The following is a 22,465-nucleotide window of genomic DNA, read 5'->3' on the forward strand; positions in this document are numbered from 1 at the left end:
CCCCCCCCCCCCCCCCCCGCCCCCCCCCCCCCCCCCCCCCCCCCCCCCCCCCCCCCCCCCCCCCCCCCCCCCCCCCCACCCCTGGGGCGTGCGCTTCCTGCGCATGTTCGATATGTCCAACGACTCGCACCTCTTCCGCACACGGGCAGAATTGGAGCAGCAGGGGTATCGGTTGGTGGGGAATGTGTTTGTGCCCTCACCCCCTAGCCCCCTCTCCCACGCTGCGGGAGAGGGGGGAAGGATCGCAGCCCCCGACCTCTCTTCTCGCGCTGCGGGAGAGGGGGAGTACAAGTTACCCAGGGCCAGCCGGGAACTGATTGCCAGGGCGCGGCAGTTGCGTCGCGAGGCGACGACCGCCGAAAGCCTGCTCTGGGAATTGTTGCGTGACCGTCGGCTGCTAGGCCGAAAATTCCGACGTCAACATCCGATTGGACAATTCATCGCCGACTTCTTCTGTGACGATGCCCGCCTGATCATTGAGATAGATGGCGGCGTGCACCGTGAACCCACTCAGCAGGAACGCGACCGTTTGCGGGAGGAAATCCTGCGCGAACATGGCTTTGCCATGCTGCGCTTTACCAATGAGCAGATATTCGACCACACAGAACAAGTCCTCCAAGAGATTGCTGCCTATGTCACTGCCCATTCCTACGAGCATCCTTCTCCCCTCTCCCAAAGCCTTGGGAGAGGGGCCGGGGGTGAGGGCTACCTCCCCCTCTACGAAGCCAAAATGATCTGGCACTACGACCACCGCTACGGCACCTATGAGGGCGTGAGCGACCGCTCCAGCACCCAACTGCCCACGCCTGATGAGCACCAGCACGCCGACCCGCACTTCGTCGTCCAGCCCTGGTACTGGGTGCCCGCCGAAGAAGTGCAAGCCCGCCTGGGCGCGTGGCAACGCGGCTGGCTGCTCGGCTTCCGCGATGTGACCAACGCCACCAACGAGCGCACCGCCATCTTCAGCCTGCTGCCCAGAGTTGGGGTAGGAGGTACGATGCCCATAGTCCTTACGGGTGAGATTTCGGCTATTCATCTCTCGTGTTTTCTAGCCAATCTAAATGTCCTGATTTTTGATTGGGCATTGCGCCAGAAAATTGGTGGGACGCATCTTACTTTCTTCATCCTCCGCCAACTCCCTATTTTTCCCCCCACTGCCTACACCCCCGCCGATCTCGCCTTCATTGTGCCGCGCGCACTGGAACTGACCTATACTGCCTGGGATCTCAAGCCCTTCGCCGACGATGTGTGGAACGAAGCTGATGACGGGCTGCGGGCAGCCATCCATGCTGCATGGGATGCGAACCGTATCGCTACCGGCGGGCATGAATGGCGCCTGCCATCCTGGATCAGCGCTTACCCGGAGATCGAAACCAACCCGCAGAAGGGCATCCCCTTTCCGCCCTTTCGCTGGGACGAAGACCGCCGCGCGGTGCTGCGTGCCGAACTCGATGCGTACTACGCCCAGCTCTACGGCCTGACGCGCAAGCAACTGCGCTACATCCTCGACCCGGCAGACCTCACCGAACGCGAACTTGCCGACATCCTCGATCCGTGGGAAGAGGTGCGCGACCTGCTCGACCCGGCGGGGTATGCTGCCCGTATTGCCGCTAGCACCTTCCCCGGTGAAACCTTTCGCGTGCTGAAGGAGAAGGAGATACGTCAATACGGCGAATACCGCACCCGGCGGCTGGTGCTAGAGGCATGGGAGAAGCTGGCGCAACACTAATTTCATTATGCGTAAACAGGGGAGCTTCCCATGCGGACTAACGTTGTCTTGGATGACGAGCTGATCGAGTTGATCGAGCGGGCTCGCCAGCTAACCGGCCTCAAGACCAAGCGCGAGATAATTCACGAAGCGCTGCGCACCCTCATTCGGCTCTACGAGCAAGCCGAGATCCGCAACTTACGCGGCAAGTTGAAATGGGAGGGAGATCTGCACGAGCAACGCCTCTCCTCTCCCTAAGATCTCCCAGCCCAAGCCTCAGGGCGATCCTCTTGCAGTCGCTAGAACACCTGCTAGGCTTAACCTAGCCAAAATGGCTTTGGAGAGCCCCGATGGCCACCATTTTTGACCTGCACGAGAGGGTTCTAAAGGACTACGCCAATTTCGTCCGCTCCTTTTTTCTCATTGCCGACCCACGGGCACAGGCGTTTGTAGACCAAGCTCTGGAAGAAGGGATCCACCTCTGGCCAGAGCCTCTCATCCAGCTAAGCCCTGCTTATGTACCCGGCCCAACCGTTGACGAGCTGGCCGAGGCCGGGCGCATTGCCCAAGAAACAGCCCACATTTTCCGCTTTGAAGATGGCAGGCCCTTTCGCCTCTACCGCCACCAGGAGGAGGCCATCGAGAAAGCTCTGGCCGGGGAAAGCTTTGTGGTAACCAGCGGCACCGGCTCCGGCAAAAGCCTTTGCTACTTCCTGCCCATTCTCGACAACTGGATCCGCCAGGGGGGATCCCGTCATCAGGTGGTGGCCATTGTGGTCTACCCCATGAATGCCTTGGTGAACTCTCAATACCAGTCTTTGCAAGCCCTGTGCGAGCGGTACGAGCGCAACTACCATCGCCCTTTTCCGGTGCGCTTTGCCAGATACACCGGGGAAACTTCGGAAAACGAACGAGACCAGCTACGGCGGGATCCACCTCAAATTCTGCTCACCAACTATGTGATGGCAGAACTCCTCCTGGTTCGTCCTGAAGATCAGCGGTTTTTGAATCCCGAGATGGGAGGGCTGCGCTTTCTGGTCTTTGACGAGCTGCACACCTACCGGGGTCGGCAAGGGGCGGATGTGGCCATGCTGGTTCGCCGCCTAAAAGGACGCTGTGGGGCCAAGAACTTGGTGCATATTGGCACCAGCGCCACCATGATCTCCCGACCAGAAGCCGACGCCCAGGAGCGCCGCCAGACTGTAGCCGCCTTTGCCAGCCGCTTTTTCGGCCATCCCTTTGGGCCGGAGCACGTCATTGAGGAAACCCTGGCCCCCCTCACCGAGGGCGGCCCACCCACGGTGGCAGAGCTGAAGAGCGCCCTGGACTTGCCTTGGCCTACAAACCAGGCCGATCTGCGCCGCCATCCCCTGATGCGCTGGCTAGAGTATGAGCTGGGCCTGGAGCAAAGTCCCGATGGCAGCTTCAGGCGCCGCGTGCCCAGGGAGCTTTCCAAGGTAGCCGCCCAACTGGCCGAGGTGGCCGCCAGGGATCCCGCAACCTGCGCCAAATCCCTGCGCCAGTTTCTGGCCCATGCCAGCAGCCTCAAAGAGGGCAGCACTTGGGGAGTCGCCTTCAAGCTGCACCAGTTTATCTCCCAGGGCCGCACCCTGTACGCCACCTTGGAGAGCCGGGAAAAGCGGCAATTTTCCCTGGAAGGGCAAATGCAAGCTGGGGAAGGGAAGCTGTTTTTCCCCGTCAAGTTCTGCCGCCAGTGCGGGCACGACTATTACCATGTCTTGAAGGCAAGGGGGCAGTTTTTGCCCTATCCCATCGGAGAAGAGATGGAGGAGGCTGAAGACCAGCAAGCCGGCTACCTGAGCCTGGATCCCGTTGAAAACGAGTGGTCGCCAGAGCAGATCCCTGAAGATTGGTACACCCCTGAGGGCAGGCTCAAGCCCAACTGGAAAAGCCGCGTCCCCCAAGCAGTCTGGGTGCGCCCCGACGGATCCTTTTCCGAGCAACCCCAGGCGGAGGCCCAGAAGATGTGGTGGCAGCCCCAGCCTTTTTCCCTCTGCTTGGCCTGCGGCGAGTACTACACCGCCCGCGAGCGGGAGTTTGTCAAGCTGGCTTCCCTCTCTAGCGAAGGCCGCTCCAGCGCCACCACCATCCTTGGCACCTCCCTGCTGCGCCATGCCGAGCAAACCCAGGCCGCTTGCAGCAAGCTGCTGACTTTTACCGACAACCGCCAGGACGCCTCCCTGCAGGCCGGCCACTTCAACGATTTTGTGCATGTGGCCCTTCTGCGGGCCTCGCTCTATGCTGCCCTCCTCAAGAAAAAAGAGCTGGGCTTTGACGAGGTGGCCCAGGAAGTGGTGCGGGCTTCTGGCCTGGAGCTTGCCGACATTGCCCAAAACCCGGCTTTGGATCCCGACTCGCCCAGTGCCGAGGAAGTGTGGCAGACCTTTAGCGAGCTAACCGAATACCGGCTCTATGAAGATCTGCGGCGCGGCTGGCGGGTTACCCACCCCAACTTGGAACAGGTGGGCCTGCTGAAAATCGAGTACCGCGGCCTCGGGGAGCTCTGCCAAAATTCAGCCCTGGCTTCCCTTCACCCCTGGTTTGCCCAAGCCAGCCCTGAGGAGCAAGAGCAACTGCTGCGGGCTCTGTTGGATCAGTTTCGGCGCCAATTGGCCATCGACGTGCCCGTGCTCAAGGCAGAGCCCCAGAGAAGGCTGCGCCGGCGCGCCCAGCAATATCTCAATGAGTTTTGGGGCCTGGAAGAGCATGAGGAATTGCGGACGGCTCGCTGCTTTGGCCAGAACCCTTCCCGGGAAAACGGGCAAATGCTTAGCCTGGGCCGCCGCAGCACCATTGGTCGCTTCCTCTGCAGGCGCCTTGATCTAACCCAGGAAGCCTACGACAGGTTTTTGGAGTCCCTGCTGTCTCTCCTGGTCAGACAGGGCCTGCTACGGCGCCACGTGGAAAATGGCCAGGTAGCCTACCAGCTAGACGCCGGCTGTCTGCGCTGGTGTCTGGGGGATGGCCTGCCGCCGCCGGATCCTCTGTATTCCCGCAGCGCCCAGCAGGAGGGCTACACCTCTGTCCGCCGTCCCATCAACCCCTTCTTTCAGGAGCTCTACCGAGCCGGGGCAGCAGGGCTAGGATCCCTGGAAGCCAGAGAGCACACCGCCCAGGTGGTCCAGCCGGGGGAGCGGGAGCGGCGAGAGAGACGCTTCCGCAATGAGCCCGGGGAGCGCCGCCTTCCCTACCTCATTTGCTCTCCCACCCTAGAGCTGGGGGTCGACATTGCCGATCTGGATCTGGTGCACCTGCGCAACGTTCCCCCAACGCCAGCCAACTACGCCCAGCGCAGCGGTCGGGCCGGTCGCCAGGGGCAGCCGGGGCTCATCCTCAGCTACTGCGGCGCCTTCAACAGCCACGACCAGTACTACTTTCGCCGCCGGGCCGAAATGGTGGCTGGACGGGTGCGACCTCCCCGCCTGGACCTGGCCAATGAGTCGCTGCTGCGGGCCCACATCCACGCCGTCTGGCTGGCCCAGGTGCGCCTGCCCTTGGGCAACTCCATCGAAACGGTCATCAACTTGGATCGGCCAGAGTTGCCCCTGCGGGAAGAGGTGGTTGCCTCCATCCAGCTAGGGGAGGCAGCCCGCCAAGAGGTGGCAGAGCGGGTGGAGGCGCTCTTGGCTGCTGACCGGGAAGTGCTAGAGCGCAGCGGCTGGTTTAGCCGGCGCTGGATCCAGCAGGTTATTGAAGAAGCCCCCCGCGCCTTTGACCGCGCTTTTGACCGCTGGCGGGAGCTCTATCGGGCCGCCACGCAACAGCTAGAAGCCGCCAACCAGCAACTGCAGACGGCTCGCCGCCGGGAAGACCAGCAGGAAGCCAGGCGCCGCCAGCAGGAGGCTCTGCGCCAGCGGAACCTGCTGTTGCAAATCGATACCCAGCGGGAGGAAAGCGACTTCTACCCCTACCGCTACCTAGCCAGCGAAGGGTTCCTGCCCGGCTACAACTTCCCCGCCTTGCCCGTGCGGGCCTGGGTGCCCCGCGGCAGCGAAGGGGAGTTCATCGCCCGGCCCCGGTTTTTGGCCATTCGCGAGTTTGCCCCCCACAACTTCCTCTACCACGAGGGCTGCCAGTGGGAATCGGTGGCCTTTCAGGCTCCGCCCGGCGGCCTGGAGGAGCGCAAAAGCAGCCACAAGCTCTGCTTTAGCTGTGGGGCCTTTGGGGATCCCTCCTTGGATTGCTGCCCCGTCTGCGGTACCCGCTTCGATGGGCAAAATAGCCTTTTAGCGCAGCTTCTGGAAATGCCTAATGTGCGCATGCGGCGCCGGGATCGCATTACTGCCGACGAAGAAGAGCGGCGGCGCCAGGGATACGAGCTGCAGACTTTCTTTCAGTTTGCTCCCGAAAGTTCAGGCTACCGCGTCCAGGAAGCCGACGTGCTAAGGGGCGAAACTCCCCTGCTGCAGTTGCGCTATGCCCCAGCCGCCACGCTGCTGCGCATCAACTCCGGCTGGCGGGGCAGTGGGGGGCGAGGTTTCCTGGTCAACTTTGACAATGGCGAAGTCCCTTCTCGAGATCAGCTTGGGGGCAATAGGGCTAGCTCGTCTAGCCAGATGTCCTTGCAGCCCATCCGCCTGGCAGTGCGCGCTACCCAAAACCTCTTGCTGGTGCGGCTGGTTCAGCCCAGCCTGGGGAATCTGCAGGCCCTGGAGACCACCCTGCGCTATGCCCTCAAGCGGGGAATCGAGGAGACCTTTGAGCTGGAGGAGACGGAGCTGGCGGCCGAGTCCATTGGTCAGGGATCCCATCGCGCCATCCTCCTCTACGAGACCGCCGAAGGGGGAGCTGGCGTCCTGCGGCGGCTGGTGGAAGAGCCCCATGCCCTTGCCGAGGTGGCCCAAGTGGCTCTGGAGATCTGCCACTTCCAGCTTTCGGAAGAGGGGATCCAAGATCGGCAACTGGAGTGCCGGGCAGCCTGCTACGAGTGCCTGCTCAGCTATGCCAACCAACGGGAAGCGCTGCAGCTTGACCGTCACCAAATCCGGGATCTCTTGGGGGCGCTGGCCAACAGCCGCACCGAGCTGCGCTCCCTGGGCCGCTCCCGTCAAGAGCACCTGGAGTGGCTGCGCCAGCTCCTGGACCCTCGCTCTGAACTGGAGCGCCGCTTTCTCGAAACGCTGGCAGCAGGAGGGTATCGGCTGCCTGAGGATGCCCAGAAAGCCATTGCCGATCCCGACTGCGTCGTTGACTTCTTCTACAGCCCCAACATCTGCATCTTCTGCGATGGCCCAGTCCACGACCAGCCTGCCCAAGCGGAACGGGATCGCCAACTGCGCTCGCAGCTGCAGGGACGGGGCTACCGCGTGCTTGTTCTGCGCTACAACCAAGATTTGCAAGAGCAGCTGGCTCGCTACCCAGAAGTATTTGGCAAGGGCAGCTAGTCCTGCTGGTGGGAAAACAGATAAGCTCCCACAAAAGCCAGGATTACCGCCAAGCCGCCCAAAACTCCCACCGTGTACCAGGGAAACTCCGCAAGCGGCTGGTAGGCGGCTGCCCGCATGCCAATGCTGGCGTAGGAAAGGGGCAGGCAATAGACCAGCACCTGCAGGTAGGTCGGCAACTGGGCGGGATCGAAAAAGGTGGCCCCTAGGAAAGACATGGGCGTAATCAAAAAGTTGGTTAGCACGCCCACACTCTCCAGGCTGGGCACCTTCAAGCCAGCAATTACCCCAATGCCGGCAAAGACGGCGCAATCCAAAAGTAGAACCAACAGCGACAAGGGGTGAAGCAGGCCCCAGGCCCCCGTACCCAGCACCCCCACCGCCAACACCCCCAAGGCCGTCAGCAGGCCGCGGGCAATGCCCGCCAGCACCTTGCCCAGATGCAAAGACAAGGGGTGCACCGGCAACAGCAGCAGCTCTTCAAAGCTCTTGGTAAATAGCCGCGATCCACAAATGGAGAAGGTGGTGCCGGCAAAGCTGATGGTCATGGCTGAAAGAGCCACCATCCCCGGCAAGATAAAGCGCAAATAAGAACCTGCCGCCGTGGATCCGGCCACCTCGGCCAAAGCTTCGGCCCGCAGGGATCCCCCTAGGCCCACCCCAAAGGCAACAATGTAGATGAGGGGAGCCACCAGCCCCGAGGCCACCACCTGCCAAACTCGCCCCCGCAGATCCAGCCAGTCGCGCCAGAAGATGGTTAAACTGTCTTCCCAGATTCGCTGATAGGGTAGGGTCAGGGCACGGCTTACCATAGGTTTTCTTCGCTGTATTAGAGGTCTTCTTGTTTTCTGCTGCCGCGGCCGTGGGGAACTACTTGCTGCTCCCTACTAGTAACCGTAGTAGTTGGAGCGCCGCGACCGCCACCAGGCCACCGGCAGCGCCAATGCCTTGCTGAGAGTGGACACGTAAGCGCGGGTGCGAAAAACCTGGTAGTGGTTGCGCTCGATGGCGTTGAGAATCTGCCGGTAGAGCATCAAGGAAGCGGCTACCGGCCAGCGGGAGTCCGGCTGCAGGGTAGGGATCCCCCGTTCCGCTTGGGCATAGAGCTCTCTAGCCCGCCGGATCTCATAGTCCATCAAAGCCATCCAGCGCTCGTCGATAACATAGTCAAACAAATCCCGCTCAGAGTAGTTGAAGCGGCGCAGATCTTCGAGGGGGATGTAGATCCGTCCGCGGCGGGCATCTTCCCCCACATCCCGCAAAATGTTGGTGAGCTGCATGGCGATCCCCAAGGCCACCGCCTCTTCGCGGCCATCCCGGCCCGGCACAAACCCCATGATCTCCGAGCACATCAGCCCTACCACCCCAGCCACGCGGTAGCAGTAGACCCGCAGATCCTCCCAGGTGGCGTAGCGCTGGGTATCCAAGTCCATGCTCTGCCCCCGCAGCATCTCGCGAAACGGCTCGATGGAAAGGCGGTAGGTGCGGATGGTGTGGATAAGGGCCAGGTCGGTGGCAACCTGAGGCTCACCCCCCTGGAACAGGGACTCCAGATGGGATCCCCACTGCTCCAGCTTGCTGCGGGTGACCTCCACCTCTGCCTGGCTGGCTTCCAGTCCATCCAGCAACTCATCGGTTTGCCGCAGCCAAGCGTAGATGGCCCAGATGGCCCGCCGTTTGGACTGGGGCAAGAGCAGGGATCCCAGGTAGAAAGTCTTAGCGTGCTTGGCCGTAATCTGGCGACAGAGGGCAAAAGATTGCTCAAGCGGACTCATCTGGCTATCTCCAGGAGCACAGGGCCAGGATAGAGAAGGAAGAGGAACGGCGAGGGCACATATCAACACTACGGGAAAGCGGACGCCGCGGATAGCCTAGAAGAGGTTGTGGGGAAAAGAAAGATTCAAAAGGCATAGGAGGCGGACGGCGGAGAGCTAGACCCCCGCAGCTGCCAGAGTTGAGGCCGAGACAGAAGCGCGTTGAAATGGGATCCCCTTGTTGATGGCCTCCGCCGCCCACTTGCCGGAGAGGATGGCCCCCTCCATGCTGCCCAGGAAGGGCTGTAGGGTGTAGCTGCCCGCCAAGAAGAAGTTGGGAATGGGGGTAACTTGAGTGGGGCGATATTGCTGTCTGCCAGGGGTAGCCTTGTAGACCGAGCGCGGCGTTTTCACCACCACCCACTTGCGCACGCGGGCGGGGTTGGGGCCGGTAAGGTGCTGGGGAAAGAGTTTTTTCAGTTCCTCCAGCGTGGCGGCAAAGATCTCCTCATCGCCGCGATCAATCCACTCGGCAGCCGGAGCCAGCACCAGCTCCAACATGGACCGCTCCGGATCGGCATAGGCCCGGCAGGTGTTGCTCATGTCGGCATACACGCTCAATAGCGGCGAGCGGGAAAACAAGGAGTGATCGATGTGAGTAATCTTGCGGTCAAACCAGATCTGCAGGCTAATTACTGGTACCCCCTCCAGTTCACGCAGCTTTTGGAAAAAGGGGATCCCCCACCACTGCGCCGGCAGCAGCTCCTTGAGCGCGTCCACCGAAAGGGCCGAGACATAGGCATCGGCAGTCACCTCCACCGGCCCAGAGGGGGTGGCTAAGCAAAACCCGGCCACGCTGCCGTCAGGGTTGAGACGAATGTCCTGCAACGCCGCCTTCAAATGCACTTCCCCCCCACGGGCGACAATGTAGTCCACCATCGGCTGGCAGAGCCGCTCTGGGGGAGCGCCGTCTAGGTAGGCAATCCTAGAGCCATCTTTTTGCTGCAAAAAGCGGTTCAAGGCCGTCAGGGGCACCATGGCCGAGATCTCCTCCGGGTTGATGAAGGCCAGGGCCTTGGAGACGGCAATGAAAATATCGGTGTTGACCCGCTCGTCAATACCCTGCCGCCGCAGCCATTCCAAGAGGCTATAGCGATCCATCTGCTCCACATAGCGCTGGCCGCGAATCATGGCCGGCACCAGCCCCAGGGCAAACTTCACCTTTTCCCCCCAGGTGAGCATGTCGTTGTTGCGCAAGATGCCGACAATGGCGTTGAAAGGAGCGGGAATATCCGGCAGGTCAAAGCGGGAATAGGTGCCCGGCTTGTCCGGCTGGTTGAAAATCAAGCTGTGTTCCTTCCACTGCAGGCGATCGGAGATGCCCAGCTCCCGGAACAGCTGCAACGTGTTGGGGTAGGCGCCAAAAAAGTTGTGCAGCCCCGTCTCGATCCAGTCGCCGTCGGCATCTTTCCAGGCAGCCACCAGGCCACCCAAAACATCCCGCCGCTCAAAGAGGAGCGGTTGATGCCCGGCATCGCAGAGATACTTGGCACAGGCCAGCCCGGCCAGCCCGCCACCAGCAATGGCAACACGCATGAGGGTAACGACAAAGCAACATTTTTATTCTATTTGCAAACCGTTACAATTGCCGGGGCCAAGGGGCAGACGGAAGGCCGACCCAGCAAAAGCAGCGGAACAAGGGGATCCCGAAGCCCATCGGTCTCACTGCCGGGATCCCAATCGCTGGTAGGATACATACGGAAGAAAAAATAAAGATTTTCTGCAGTCCGGGGGAAAACAACGATGGCCAAACAAACACTGGGATCCCTGCTGTCATCTGGCTTTGATTTAAACGGCAAGCGCGTGCTGGTGCGCGCCGACTTCAACGTCCCGTTGGATCCCCAGGGCAACATCACCGACGACACCCGCATTCGCGCCTCCCTGCCCACCATCCAGGCCCTCACCCAGGCAGGCGCCAAAGTGATCCTCACCAGCCACCTGGGCCGCCCCGTCAAGAAGGACAAAGAGACAGGCGCGGTTAAGGTCGCCCGCGAGGGCAATAGCCTGGCCCCCGTAGCCACCCGTCTTTCTCAATTGCTGGGCCAGCCGGTTGCCTTTGCCCCCGACTGCATCGGCCCCGAGGCCGAGGCGGTAGTGAACCGCCTGGAAAACGGCCAGGTGGCCCTGCTGGAAAACGTCCGCTTCTACCCAGAAGAGGAGGACAACGACCCGGAATTTGCCCGCAAGCTGGCCTCACTGGCCGACCTGTTTGTCAACGACGCCTTTGGCAGCGCCCACCGCGCCCACGCCTCTACTGCCGGCGTTACCGCCTATCTCCAGCCTGCTGTGGCTGGCTACCTGGTGGAAAGGGAGCTGCAATTCCTCTCCGGCGCCATTGAGGATCCCCGGCGGCCCTTGGCAGCCATCATCGGCGGCTCCAAAGTGTCCAGCAAAATCGGCGTCATTGAGCGGCTCCTGGAAAAAGTGGACAAGCTCCTGCTGGGCGGCGGCATGATCTTTACCTTTTACCAAGCCCAAGGGATCCAAACCGGCAAGTCTTTGGTGGAAACCGACAAGCTGGATCTGGCCCGCTCCCTGATGGAAAAAGCCAAAGAGCGGGGGGTGGAGCTGCTGCTGCCGGTGGATGTGGTGGTAGCCGATAGGTTTGACAAAGACGCCAACGCCCAGACGGTTTCCATCCACGCCATCCCCGAGGATTGGATGGGCTTGGACATCGGCCCAGAATCGGTAAAAGCTTTTCAGTCCGCCCTGCAGGGGTGCCAAACCGTGGTCTGGAACGGGCCAATGGGCGTGTTCGAATTCGACCGCTTTGCCCTGGGCACAGAAGCCATTGCCCGCACCCTGGCCGATCTCACTCAAGCGGGAGCCACCACCATCATCGGCGGGGGAGACTCGGTGGCTGCCGTGGAAAAAGTGGGCCTGGCCGACAAAATGACCCATATCTCCACCGGCGGCGGGGCCAGCTTGGAGCTATTGGAAGGCAAAGTGCTGCCCGGCATTGCCGCCCTCACGGAAGCCTAGGCTTCTCCTTTGGATCACAGCTCATCCAACACAAAAACCGAATCAACAAAGTAGGGGCTGAACCCAGCCCCTCTTAGCCTTAGTCGGTGTAGATCGCTGCAGCGATGGCGAGACAGGATCCGGCTTAGTGCACCACCACTTTAACGTTGGCGTTGTTCAGGCCAGGACGCTTCACCTCGGCCAAGGTCTTGTTGACGGCGTACTTTTGGTTGATGGAGTTGATCAACTCGGTTTGGTTGTGCTTCTTGGCCACGCCCCACAGATCGGCGATCAGGTCGTAGGAACCGTCGGGATTCTTCGACCAGCCCAGGTCGTAGTCGCCTTCCAACTGAGCCACGATGTCAGCGCGAACACGCTGGCCGTTGTAGCCACGCACGTCGGCGTTCAGCTTAACGGTGTAGCCGAGATCGCGCAGAGAGTTGATCAGGACTTGACCGTCAGTGATTTTGGTACGCAGGGTGCTAAAATGAGACATGGTGTTTCTCTCCTTTGTATAGGGGTTGGAACATCGACACAAACAATGGGCACTGTTCTTTGGGGAAGGTTTGGGCCCTGCTGTGCCTGCTTCTGTCAAGGTAGCTTTGGATCCTCACCTCCTCCTAGAACTCCAGCCGCTGGTACTCGGCTACAGAGGCCGCTGCAGGCCGAGCCCGCTGCTGGGCCCATTCCCTCAACGCTACCACTTGCTCCGTCATGGTGCGAGATAGCGGTTGAGTTGCTTTCGTTGCTGCCAGAATGTCCAGCTGGGTAAACTCACGGTTCTGGGCAAACGCTTCGTACATGGCAGCAATCAAAACTTGTTCGATCTCTGCGCCGGAGAAGCCTTCACAGGCGGCAGCTAGCTGGCGCAGGTTAAAGCGGCTGATATCGCGCCGCCGCTTCTGCAGGTGGATCCGAAAGATCTCGATGCGCTCGTTGATGTTGGGGAGATCCACGAAGAAAATCTCGTCAAAACGGCCCTTGCGCAGGAATTCACCCGGCAGACGATCCACACGGTTGGCCGTGGCCATGACAAAAACCGGCGAGCGTTTCTCCTGCATCCAGGTCAGGAAGGAGCCAAAGATGCGGCTAGAGGTGCCCCCGTCGGAATCGCTGGAGCCTGCTGACCCGGCAAAGGCTTTGTCCAGCTCGTCGATGAAAAGGATGGCAGGGGCGAGAGATTCAGCAGTCCGCAGGGCACTACGCAGATTTGCTTCCGATTTGCCCACCATGGAGCCATCATAAACGCGGCCCATGTCCAGACGCAGCAGGGGCAGGCCCCAGAGACGGGCAGTGGTCTTGGCGATCAGCGACTTACCGCAGCCGGGCACGCCCAGGATCAGCAAGCCCTTGGGGGCAGGTAGCCCGTAGGCGCGGGCTCGCTCGGTAAAAGCCTCGGAACGCTGCAGCAACCAGCGCTTTAACTCCTCGAGGCCGCCAACGGCGTCGATGGTCTCGTCCTCTTCAATAAACTCGAGAATGCCGTTGCGCCGGATCAGTTGCTTCTTCTCAGAGAGGATGATGTCTACTTCTGCCTCGGTGAGGCGACCATGCATCACCACAGCCTTGCGGTAGACTTTTTCTGCCTCGTCCTGCGTTAGGCCCAGGGCCGCCTTGAGCAACTTTTCGCGGGTATCAGGAGCCAAAGGCAGGGAGCGCGGGATCTGCTCCAGCTGGCGGTTGAGGGCGCGCTCCAATGTGGCCATGTCCGGCAGGGGGAAGTCCACTACGCAAATGTCTTTCTCCAGCTCGACCGGGATCACCTGCACCGGCGACATGAGCAGGATGGTTTTGTGGGATCCCTTCAGGCTGGCAATAGCATCCCGCAGCCAGCGCTTCACCTCGGTGTTGTCCAAGAAGTCATGTAGGTCTTTGAAGACGCAGATGGCGGGATCCTTTTGCTCCATTACCCACTGGATGGCGGGCTGGGGGGATTGGGTGTTGTGCTGGGTGAGGCTGCGGGGGTTGCCGTATTCGACGATGCCGTGGGTAACTGTCCAAATGAATAGGCGACGCTGAGGCTTAAGGGTGCGGGCAATTGCTGCCAGAGCCGCTTCTGCCCGTTCCTCCTCTGGAGTCAGCAGGTACAGCAGTGGGTATTGAGCTTGAATGAGGATGCTTAGCTCTTGCATGGGAAACACCAACTGCAGAGGGGAAATTTCAGGAGCCGCCAGAACGGTTGAAAAATGGGGTTCGAGTTGCCTAGGTATTGGATTGCACTTGGGAGTACGCCCTTGTTGGATGGATTTTGAGAGGATTTTAGAAGCCTTCTGTGTTGCTGTCTGCTCCTATCAGCTCAAGTTCCTGAAGGGGGCCCGCTTGGGAGCGTTCTAGCAGGGTACCAGAGCATCCTGCCGTTGCTCTTCCGAGCCAGCAGCCGATCCCCAGTATTCTGGCTCCACCTCTTCAAGGATGGCTTCGGCAGCCGATGTCTGGTGCAGGGAAACCACCTCTCCATCGCGGATAACAAATGGGTGACTACACTTGGGACATTGATGGACACGATAGGCGCTACCTTGTACCCCTTCAATGACCTCTGGGTGAAGCAGATAGAAGGTAATGGCCTTCTCTGCCACTGCCGACATCGGCTCCCGCTCCACGGCAGCCCGAATCTTCAGATTCCGGTGCAGCTCAGGTGAGAGATACAGGGTCACCTTCTGCTTGGACTCTGTGCCTTCCACTACCTCTGGCCGATGATTCATGGCTAACCGCTTTCTTTGAATTGCTTGCCAAACTTGGGGCCTATCATAGCCAGTCTGCCGGCTTGACGGCAAGTTTTTAACAATCTGTAACAAACAATTTTCTTGATGGCCCTCTGTGGATACCTGCGGCTGGGGGAGTAGGCTAGGTGGAAGACAAGGAGCGGAATGTCCAATCCCTATGGAACGCTTGATCAACACCCTCAGCAAAAATTTCTCCAGCTGGGGCCGCCGTGCCCTGGTGCAGGCCAGCGATGGTTTGGCCAGCTTGAGAGACACTGCCGTGGATAACGGCAATCTGTTACTCTGCAAGGCTCGCATCGCGTTCGCGGATGCCAGCTTCACCACCCTAAAGGCAATTCGGTCTCGCTTTGGCGCCAGTCGCTGACGGTTGGGCAGAAGCACCCTGCTAGCCGCCCAGATCTTGCAGCCGATAGAGGCTGGCATAGAGCCCGCTGAGGGCCATGAGCTCGGCATGGGATCCCTGCTCCTTGAGTTCCCCCCGCTGCAGAACCAAAATGCGATCCACATTGCGGATGGTGGAAAGGCGGTGGGCGATGATCAGGGCGGTGCGATCCCGCAGCAGGGTGTCTAGAGCGGATTGCAGGAGCGCTTCGGTGCCCACATCCAGGCTGGCGGTGGCTTCGTCCAAAACCAAGATTTTGGGATCCCGCCACATGGCCCGCACAAAGCTGATAAGCTGTTTCTGGCCGCTGGAGAGGTTGCTGCCCCGCTCTCGCACAGGGGTGGCGTAGCCTTGGGGCAAATTGCGGAGGAAGTCATGCAGGTTGAGTTGGCGGGCGACCTGCTCCACTGCCGCTAGATCTGCCTTCTCTCCTAGGGTGATGTTTTGCTGGATATCCCCGGAAAACAAAAATCCATCCTGCAGGATTACCCCTAGGTGGCGGTGCAGCTCAGCCTGGGGGAGATCCCGAATATCAACGCCGTCAATGCGAATAGATCCCTGGGTTACGTCGTAGAGACGGCAGAGCAAGCGAATGATGGAGCTTTTCCCGGCTCCCGTGGGCCCCACCAGGGCCACTTTTTCTCCGGGGCGGATGGTGAAGGTGAGGTCTTTGAGCACCCACTCCCCGGGGTTGTAGGCAAACCAGACGTGCTCGAACTGCACCTCTCCTCTGGCATTGGGGGGCAAGTGGCGGGGCTGAGCGGGATCCCGGATGGCGACCGGCAGGCTGAGGATGGCATCGATGCGCTCGACGGCGGTGAACCCCGCCTGCAGGGCGGTGAACTTTTCCGCCAACTGCCGCAGCGGGTTGAAAAACCGTTGCGAAAAGAGAATAAAGGCGTAGAGGCTGCCAAAGGTGAGGGGTTCCCCGGGCAGGGGCAGGGATCCCGTCCATCCCCCTCCAACTGAGCCCCTACCGGCTGACATCACCTGCTGCCCGCCCACCCAGAGCAAAGCCGCCACGGCCAGCCAAGACACCCACTCCAAAACGGCAGAAAGGGCAGAATCATAGAGGATGGTTTGATCCACTTCCCGGATGTAGCGGCGGTTCATGGTTTGAAAAATCTCGCTATTGAGCCGCTCCCGTCGAAACAGTTGCACCACGGTAATGCCCAAGATGTTCTCCTGGATCCAGGAGTTCAGCTTGGAGAGTTCTTCGCGCACGCGAAAGTTGGCATCCCGAAAGCGGCGCTGCAACTCGAGGACAACAGCGCTGATGGGCAGGACGATGAGGATTAGCAGCAAGCCCAGATCCCAGCGTTGGCTGAGCATGACCACCGCGATCACCCCCAGAGTAAACAGGTCGCTGACAATGCCGACGGCACCGGTGGAAAAGACATCCCCCAAGGCTTCCACGTCGCTGGTGATGCGGGTGATCAACTTGCCCACCGGGGTGCGGTCGAAAAACTGAGCCGGCAAGGCCAGAATGTGGGCGAAGAGATCGTCGCGGATGTCGCGGGTCATCAACTGCCCCAGCTTTTGGCTGACATACCCTTCCAGGGCTTGGAAGAGCCAGCGAACCAGTACCGTTAGGATCAACAGCCCCACATAGGGCCAAAGGTCGGAGAGGATCCCGGCCTCACCCTGTTCCAGAGCCTGGGCAATGGGGCCATCCAGAGCCCGCTGCAGAATCAAGGGCTGCACCGCATCCGCCAGCGCCAAGGGAGGCAGAAAGGCCAAGGCCGCCAACACCAGCCTGAGGTGCCGACGGGCATAGGGCCAGAGCAGCCGCAGCAGCCGCCAATCGCTTTCTCGCCGCGGGCGGGGATCCCTACTTAAATCGGTATCGGGGGGAGAGGCGGCAAGGCTCACAGGCTTACACCCGAGAACAACAAAGACAACTCATAGAGAGCACTGATCTACTCTAAGCGCTCTCCCTGAGGGAGAGGGAGTTTGGGATCCGCAAGGGTTTCCTCGCCATTGGGAATGGCTATAGCTGCACCCCTAATGGCTCTGGGACGGACGGAAAACTGGCCGCTTCAGGAGCTTCTGGCCGCTCGGTTCGGGCAGGCTGTAGGCAGCTTGATGAGGAGAAACCGGCAATGTCTTACTCAACCTCTTACTCCGTGTCTTACTCGAAAATCTTTTTCCCAGTTTGGGTGGCGGGGCTGCTGTTGTTGATCGGCGGCGGGATCCTGTTTGGCCTGTTGCGGGCTTTTGGGCTACCTATTGGGGAGCTGGCCGATTGGGCCATTGGGATCGCCAGCTTTTGGTGGCTGGTGGTGATCGTCACCCTTCCCTGGAACCTCTACTTTCAGGCCAAGGCCGTTCAGCAGGAGGCGGTTGTGTCTCAGGAACGAGGGATCCCGGTGGAAGATTCAACGTTTGCCTTCCTGCAAAAGCTCAGCTGCTGGTCGTTGCGCATAGCCATTGCCCTGCATGGGCTGTCGGCTCTGGTTTTCTACGGCCTGGCGGCTGGGCAGGTGACCCCCCTCGGCTACCCCAGCGCTGTGGCTGCCCTGTTGTTGACGGCTCTGCGCCCGGCCATCCGCGGCTACGAGTATTTGGCCGACCGCTTGGCCCAGTTGCAAGGGCAAATCCAGATCCCTCGCGAAGATGCCATCGAGTTGGCCGAGCGGATAAAGCAGTTGACACGCCAAGTCGAGCAGTTGCAGGAGCAATGGGATCCCGGCAAGCCCGGTTCTTGGGCCCAACAGGAGGAAGAAACCCGGCGCTACCTGCGGCAGGAGCTGGCCGCGCTCAAAGCCCAACTGGAACAGTTCCGGGCCAGCAACGAGCTGGAGCACAGCCAACTGCGCCAAGAGACCCGCCAAGCTGTGGCTCAGCTCAGTGTGGATAGCCAATTTCTCGGCCATGTGCGGGAGATCCTGCGCTTCATCAAGGAAGCCTAGCAGGATCCGTTGTTCAGCCCTTCCAACTGGGCGGCAAATTGAGAAGGAACCAGCTTGGTGCCCACGCCGGCATCGGTCAGCAGCTCCAGCAATAGGGAATGAGGGGATCCCCCATCCAGAATGTGGGCTGCCCGTACCCCTTGTGCCAAGGCGCGAATGCAACACTGCACCTTCGGGATCATGCCGCCCTTGACGACACCGGCTTGGATCAACTGGCGAGCCGTCTCGATATCCAGCAACGTAATCAGAGAGCTGCGATCCTGAGGATCTTTGAGAATGCCAGGGGTGTCGGTGAGCAAAATCAGCTTTTCTGCCCCCAGAGCAGCCGCCAGTTCTCCCGCCACCGTATCGGCGTTGATGTTGTAGGCTTGGCCTGTCTCATCGGCAGCCACGCTGGAGATCACCGGAATCTGTCCACCTTCCAACAGGGTTTGCAGCAACTGGGGGTTGATACTGCTCACTTCCCCAACAAAGCCAATCTCCGCCCGGCCCTGGGATCGCGCTTTGATCAAGTTGCCATCCCGCCCGCACAGCCCCACCGCCGATCCGCCGGCCAAGCTGATGAGCTGGACGATCTGCTTATTAACCTTGCCCACCAACACCATCTCCACTACTTCCATGGTGGCGGCATCGGTAACCCGCAAGCCATCCACAAACTTGAAGGGAATGTCCAGTTTTTGTAGCCAACTGTTGATCTCCGGCCCCCCCCCATGCACCAACACCGGGCGGATCCCCACACAGGCCAGAAAGACGATGTCTCGGAGCACCTCGGCCCGTCGCTCTTGGTGCACCATGGCTGCGCCGCCGTATTTGATGACAATAACGCGGCCCTGGTACTGCTGAATGTAGGGTAAAGCCTCGATGAGGATCTGCGCCCGCGTAAGGGGATCACACGCCGACCCGGTCGCCTCAGAAAGGGAAGAGTTGGTTTGCACTGCTGTAAGTCCCTAGAAGTCCAGAAAACCTGACCTAGAGTATCCCATTCTGCTTGCAAAGCAGATCTCAGGCTTTGGGCGTCAACTGGTGGTTTTTTTTCAAGCTCGCTTCCCCAACCCAAGGACAATTTGGTTGAGGAATCGCCGTCAATCTTCAGGTATGGAACGGGATCGCCAGCAAAGGCAATAGGGACAACCCCAACCAGGCCCAACCCCGAATGGAAGAAGAATGGGGTAGGGGATCGACGGGCCCTGACTCTGCCTGCTGCAGCAGGGCATCGATACGCTCCTGCAGCCGTTGCCCTGAGTCTGAACTCACGGCCATTGCAAAGCCAACCCAGGCCGCCGCCGGTTGCTCCACCACGCCATAGCCCACCACCTGCAGCAGGGCCTCTCCCAACAGCAAGGGATCCACCCGTTGGGCCGCCCAGCGATCCGCCCGCAGCTCCCGTAGGGTGAGCAATTCCTCCCACAGGGCCTCGGTGTTGGGCAGCCAGCCGGTGAGGCGTCGCAGCCAGCCCACTCCAAACATCCAGAGGGTATCGCGGTAGTGGCGATGGGCCTCTTCGTGGGCGATTACAGCCCGCAAGTGCTCATCATCCAACTGCTCCAGCAGGCCGCGGCTGACCACCAACTGGGCATTCCACACCCCCACTTGAGCAGCAAAAGGAATCTCCAAATCCAGCACGTAGGCCGGAGAGCCATGCAAATCCACCTGGGCCAGAGCTTGCAGGTGGGCGCGTCGATAGGAGCGCCAGTATTCCCAAATCCAGTGCAAGGCCACGCCGCCGGCCACGGCCAGCAACAGCAGAGCACAGCCGTAGCAGAACCAGCCCCCCACCCCGGCCATTTGTCCCCACGGCCCCATCCAGGCCAAGGCCAAAGCAGTGGTCAGCAACAGCAGCGGGGGCAGCAAGAAGTGGATCCAAGCCCGCTGCCAACGCCGGCTCCACCCGCCCCCCTTATCCAGGCGCACTTGCACCCGCCACAGCCAACTGAGGCCCAAGCCCAGCAATAACATGCCCAAGTGGCTCATCGCGGATCCCTCCTGGCTTGACGGGCTGCCCGCAGCCGTTCGGCAATCGCCTGCAACTGGGACACACTGGCCTGATCCAGGCTATCGGCAAAGGCTGCCACCGTATCGGGATCCCCTACAGCCAAAAACTGCTGCAGGTGGGTGAAGGCCCTGAGGCTGGCCGCTTCCTGACGCGAAAGACGAGGCCGCCACAGCATCGGCAAATGCCGCCCTTGGGGATCGGTGCGGCGCTCACAGCTCACCCAGCCCTTCTGGCTTAAGCGCTGCAAAACTGTAGTCACAGAGGCATAGGCCAGCTCCCGATCCGGATCGGCCAAGATGCGCTCGTGGATTTGACGGGTGCTGGCACTGCCCAGATCCCAGAGGATGTCCAAGATTTCCGACTCCAGAGGGCCCAGCGACAGTTGCTTGGGACGATGCTTGGGCAACATGAGCCTTTGCCGGTGTAGGAATTTCTATTTAGCTAGATTAACTGTTGGAGTCTCAAGCCCCGCAGCCATTTTAAGGATCCGCTAAGCTCGAAGATGGTGGTTCTTCGTACTGTTTCTTCCCATGGCTGCTCCCACCTACCACACCATCACCTTCGGCTGCCAAATGAACCGCGCCGATACCGAGCGCATGGCCGGGATCCTGGAGTCCCTGGGGTATGTGGCCACCGAAGATGAGTTGCAGGCGGACTTAGTTCTCTACAACACCTGCACCATCCGCGACAATGCTGAGCAAAAGGTCTATTCCTACCTGGGCATCCAGGCGCAGCGCAAGCGCAAAAACCCGGCCATCAAGCTCATTGTGGCCGGCTGTGTGGCCCAGCAGGAAGGGGAAAAATTGTTGCGCCGCGTCCCTGAGCTGGATCTGGTCATGGGCCCCCAGTACGTGAACCGCCTTGGGGATCTGTTGGCGCAGGTGGAAGCCGGAAACCAGGTGGTGGCCACCGAGCCGGTTGAGATCCCAGAAGACATCACCAAGCCCCGTCGCGACAGCCAGGTCACTGCTTGGATCAACGTTATCTACGGTTGCAACGAGCGCTGCACCTACTGCATCGTGCCGCGGGTGCGAGGGCAAGAGCAGTCCCGCCAGCCCCAGGCCATCCGCGCCGAAATCGAAGACGTGGCCAGAGCAGGCTATCGAGAGGTGACGTTGCTGGGGCAGAACATCGATGCCTACGGACGGGATCTGGATCCGAAAACCAACCTGGCCAGCTTGTTGCGCTTCGTCCATTCGGTGGAAGGTATTGAACGGATTCGCTTTGCCACCAGCCACCCGCGCTACTTTACCGAGGAGCTGATCGCTACCTGCGCCGAGCTGCCCAAAGTCTGCGAGCACTTCCACATTCCCTTCCAGGCGGGCAGCAACGAAGTGCTCAAGCGGATGCGGCGCGGCTACACTCACGAGCGCTATCGCCAGATCATCCAGCTCATCCGCCAATACATGCCCGAAGCCGCCATCAGCGCCGATGCCATTGTCGGCTTCCCGGGAGAGACCGAAGCTCAGTTCCAAGAAACCCTGCAACTGGTGCAGGACATTGGCTTTGACCAAGTGAACACCGCCGCCTACTCCCCTCGTCCCGGCACCCCTGCCGCCGAGTGGCCCGACCAAGTGCCCGAGGAGGAAAAAAGCGACCGCCTGCAACGGCTGAACCGACTGGTGGCCGAGGTGGCCGCCGCCCGCAGTGCCCGACTCCTAGGCCAGGTGCAAGAGGTGCTGGTGGAAGGCCCCAACCCGAAAAACCCCCGCCAGGCAATGGGGCGTACCCGCGGCAATCGCTTGGTGTTCTTTGAAGGGAATCCGGAGCAACTGCAGGGATCCCTGGTGCCGGTGCGCATTACCGCCACGCGAGCTTTTTCGCTGACCGGAGAGGCAGTTACCGTCCGCGCGAGCGGGCCATAGGATGAAGGCTCTCACAAACACAACTTTCCCCAGTTCCCTCTTGTCCGATTGCGCCGGCGGAGCGCCTCTCCAGGGAGCTGTTTCGCTGAGAAAAACCATGCCCTCCTGGGTGAACAGCTTTAAGGCAACCGCCAGGCAGTCACTGCCCTTTCCGCCACGCCGACCAGGGCACAACCACCGCCCTAGCTAGCTTTCTTCCGCGCAGCAGTAGAACGGAGCTTCATACACAACGTTTTGGCAACAGCAACAGGCCGGCGCTGGAACAGGCCCCGAATACCTGCCCTGCCTAGCGCAAGATTTCAAAATCCAAAACGGGCTCTGTCTGGGTCACGCGGTAGTACCCGGCCTGGGTACGAACCGAAGCCTGATAGGGACTGGGCAAATCTAGCGAGCGCAGGGGTGGGATGTTGGTGCGTTGGTTCAGCAGCGTGGTGAAGAAGGCGGTGGTCTGCCGGGCCTGGGAGCGCACCACCTCCTCAGGGAAAATGACCGGATCCACATTCCTGCCTGTATCCAACAGGATCCTATCCAGGGCATCTCCCACCGGATAGGAAGGATAGGCAATTTGGGCCAAGGCGGATCCAATCGGGATCCCGGCGGATAGACAACCCAGAAGAATGGCCAAAGTCAGACGCATGTGCTGGGATTCCTCCTGCGCTACAGCTTTTCCTCAACACCGGAAAAAAGGGGGGGTTGGACATT

18 protein-coding genes are annotated in these 22,465 nt (G+C 60.5%); 7 read left to right on the plus strand and 11 right to left on the minus strand.

What is annotated here, in order from left to right; genetic code table 11:
- Nucleotides 1-334: 334 nt before the first annotated feature.
- The 3 genes from NW828_RS01170 to NW828_RS01180 all read left to right on the plus strand — a co-directional run bounded on the left by NW828_RS01170 (nucleotide 335) and on the right by NW828_RS01180 (nucleotide 7,113).
- Nucleotides 335-1,729 (plus strand): endonuclease domain-containing protein, encoded by a 1,395-nt coding sequence (locus NW828_RS01170; protein WP_414380936.1) that lies wholly within the window; start codon nucleotides 335-337, stop codon nucleotides 1,727-1,729.
- Between the two features lie 30 nt (nucleotides 1,730-1,759).
- Nucleotides 1,760-1,966, plus strand: coding sequence for a type II toxin-antitoxin system VapB family antitoxin (locus tag NW828_RS01175; protein ID WP_011429230.1), 207 nt, complete (start codon nucleotides 1,760-1,762; stop codon nucleotides 1,964-1,966).
- Between the two features lie 92 nt (nucleotides 1,967-2,058).
- The gene (locus NW828_RS01180) at nucleotides 2,059-7,113 is read left to right on the plus strand and encodes a DEAD/DEAH box helicase (RefSeq protein WP_414380937.1); all 5,055 of its coding nucleotides are present in this window, start codon (nucleotides 2,059-2,061) and stop codon (nucleotides 7,111-7,113) included.
- Here NW828_RS01180 and NW828_RS01185 read toward each other — a convergent pair.
- From NW828_RS01185 to pds, 3 genes are all read right to left on the minus strand, one after another.
- Nucleotides 7,110-7,925 carry an ABC transporter permease gene (locus NW828_RS01185; protein ID WP_414342371.1) on the minus strand — a complete coding sequence of 272 codons (816 nt, stop codon included), beginning with the start codon at nucleotides 7,923-7,925 and terminating at the stop codon, nucleotides 7,110-7,112. The two genes, NW828_RS01180 and NW828_RS01185, sit on opposite strands and share 4 nt — an antisense overlap.
- A 75-nt stretch (nucleotides 7,926-8,000) precedes the next feature.
- Nucleotides 8,001-8,888 carry a phytoene synthase gene (locus NW828_RS01190; RefSeq protein WP_414380938.1) on the minus strand — a complete coding sequence of 296 codons (888 nt, stop codon included), beginning with the start codon at nucleotides 8,886-8,888 and terminating at the stop codon, nucleotides 8,001-8,003.
- 156 nt (nucleotides 8,889-9,044) lie between these two features.
- Nucleotides 9,045-10,463, minus strand: coding sequence for a 15-cis-phytoene desaturase (gene pds, locus NW828_RS01195; protein WP_414355714.1), 1,419 nt, complete (start codon nucleotides 10,461-10,463; stop codon nucleotides 9,045-9,047).
- Nucleotides 10,464-10,670: 207 nt separating this feature from the next.
- On the opposite strand from pds, the gene NW828_RS01200 reads away from it, so the two are divergent.
- On the plus strand, nucleotides 10,671-11,909 hold the full coding sequence (locus NW828_RS01200) for a phosphoglycerate kinase (protein ID WP_414380939.1): 1,239 nt from the start codon (nucleotides 10,671-10,673) through the stop codon (nucleotides 11,907-11,909).
- Between the two features lie 124 nt (nucleotides 11,910-12,033).
- Here NW828_RS01200 and NW828_RS01205 read toward each other — a convergent pair whose 3' ends face one another.
- The 3 genes from NW828_RS01205 to NW828_RS01215 form a co-directional block, all read right to left on the minus strand.
- Nucleotides 12,034-12,384, minus strand: coding sequence for a DUF1257 domain-containing protein (locus NW828_RS01205; protein WP_011433295.1), 351 nt, complete (start codon nucleotides 12,382-12,384; stop codon nucleotides 12,034-12,036).
- Nucleotides 12,385-12,508: 124 nt separating this feature from the next.
- Nucleotides 12,509-14,020: an AAA family ATPase gene (locus NW828_RS01210; RefSeq protein WP_414380940.1), complete on the minus strand. Its 1,512-nt coding sequence runs from the start codon at nucleotides 14,018-14,020 to the stop codon at nucleotides 12,509-12,511.
- A gap of 198 nt (nucleotides 14,021-14,218) precedes the next feature.
- A complete protein-coding gene (locus tag NW828_RS01215; RefSeq protein ID WP_041436554.1) occupies nucleotides 14,219-14,590 on the minus strand; it encodes a hypothetical protein in 372 nt (123 codons plus the stop codon).
- 178 nt (nucleotides 14,591-14,768) lie between these two features.
- Here NW828_RS01215 and NW828_RS01220 point away from each other — a divergent pair, with 178 nt between their 5' ends.
- On the plus strand, nucleotides 14,769-14,975 hold the full coding sequence (locus NW828_RS01220; RefSeq protein ID WP_041436551.1) for a hypothetical protein: 207 nt from the start codon (nucleotides 14,769-14,771) through the stop codon (nucleotides 14,973-14,975).
- A gap of 21 nt (nucleotides 14,976-14,996) precedes the next feature.
- Here the strand turns inward: NW828_RS01220 and NW828_RS01225 are convergent, their stop codons facing one another.
- Nucleotides 14,997-16,865: an ABC transporter ATP-binding protein gene (locus tag NW828_RS01225; RefSeq protein ID WP_414380941.1), complete on the minus strand. Its 1,869-nt coding sequence runs from the start codon at nucleotides 16,863-16,865 to the stop codon at nucleotides 14,997-14,999.
- 230 nt (nucleotides 16,866-17,095) lie between these two features.
- Here NW828_RS01225 and NW828_RS01230 point away from each other — a divergent pair, with 230 nt between their 5' ends.
- A complete protein-coding gene (locus tag NW828_RS01230; protein WP_414380942.1) occupies nucleotides 17,096-17,905 on the plus strand; it encodes a hypothetical protein in 810 nt (269 codons plus the stop codon).
- Here the strand turns inward: NW828_RS01230 and argB are convergent.
- The 3 genes from argB to NW828_RS01245 all read right to left on the minus strand — a co-directional run bounded on the left by argB (nucleotide 17,902) and on the right by NW828_RS01245 (nucleotide 20,307).
- Nucleotides 17,902-18,840, minus strand: coding sequence for an acetylglutamate kinase (gene argB, locus NW828_RS01235; protein WP_414380943.1), 939 nt, complete (start codon nucleotides 18,838-18,840; stop codon nucleotides 17,902-17,904). The two genes, NW828_RS01230 and argB, sit on opposite strands and share 4 nt — an antisense overlap.
- Nucleotides 18,841-18,994: 154 nt before the next feature.
- The gene (locus tag NW828_RS01240) at nucleotides 18,995-19,876 is read right to left on the minus strand and encodes a M56 family metallopeptidase (RefSeq protein ID WP_414380944.1); all 882 of its coding nucleotides are present in this window, start codon (nucleotides 19,874-19,876) and stop codon (nucleotides 18,995-18,997) included.
- A complete protein-coding gene (locus NW828_RS01245; protein WP_414380945.1) occupies nucleotides 19,873-20,307 on the minus strand; it encodes a BlaI/MecI/CopY family transcriptional regulator in 435 nt (144 codons plus the stop codon). Before NW828_RS01245 ends, NW828_RS01240 begins: the two co-directional genes overlap by 4 nt.
- Before the next feature lie 121 nt (nucleotides 20,308-20,428).
- Between NW828_RS01245 and miaB the strand changes: the two genes are divergently transcribed.
- Entirely contained in the window at nucleotides 20,429-21,763 is a 1,335-nt protein-coding gene (gene miaB, locus NW828_RS01250; protein ID WP_414380946.1) for a tRNA (N6-isopentenyl adenosine(37)-C2)-methylthiotransferase MiaB, read from the plus strand.
- 286 nt (nucleotides 21,764-22,049) lie between these two features.
- Here the strand turns inward: miaB and NW828_RS01255 are convergent, their stop codons facing one another.
- Nucleotides 22,050-22,400, minus strand: a complete 351-nt coding sequence (locus NW828_RS01255) for a hypothetical protein (protein WP_011433285.1) — start codon at nucleotides 22,398-22,400, stop codon at nucleotides 22,050-22,052.
- Between the last annotated feature and the right edge of the window lie 65 nt (nucleotides 22,401-22,465).

This window comes from Synechococcus sp. W55.2, assembly GCF_047461635.1.
In the GTDB taxonomy this organism is placed as follows: domain Bacteria; phylum Cyanobacteriota; class Cyanobacteriia; order Thermostichales; family Thermostichaceae; genus Thermostichus.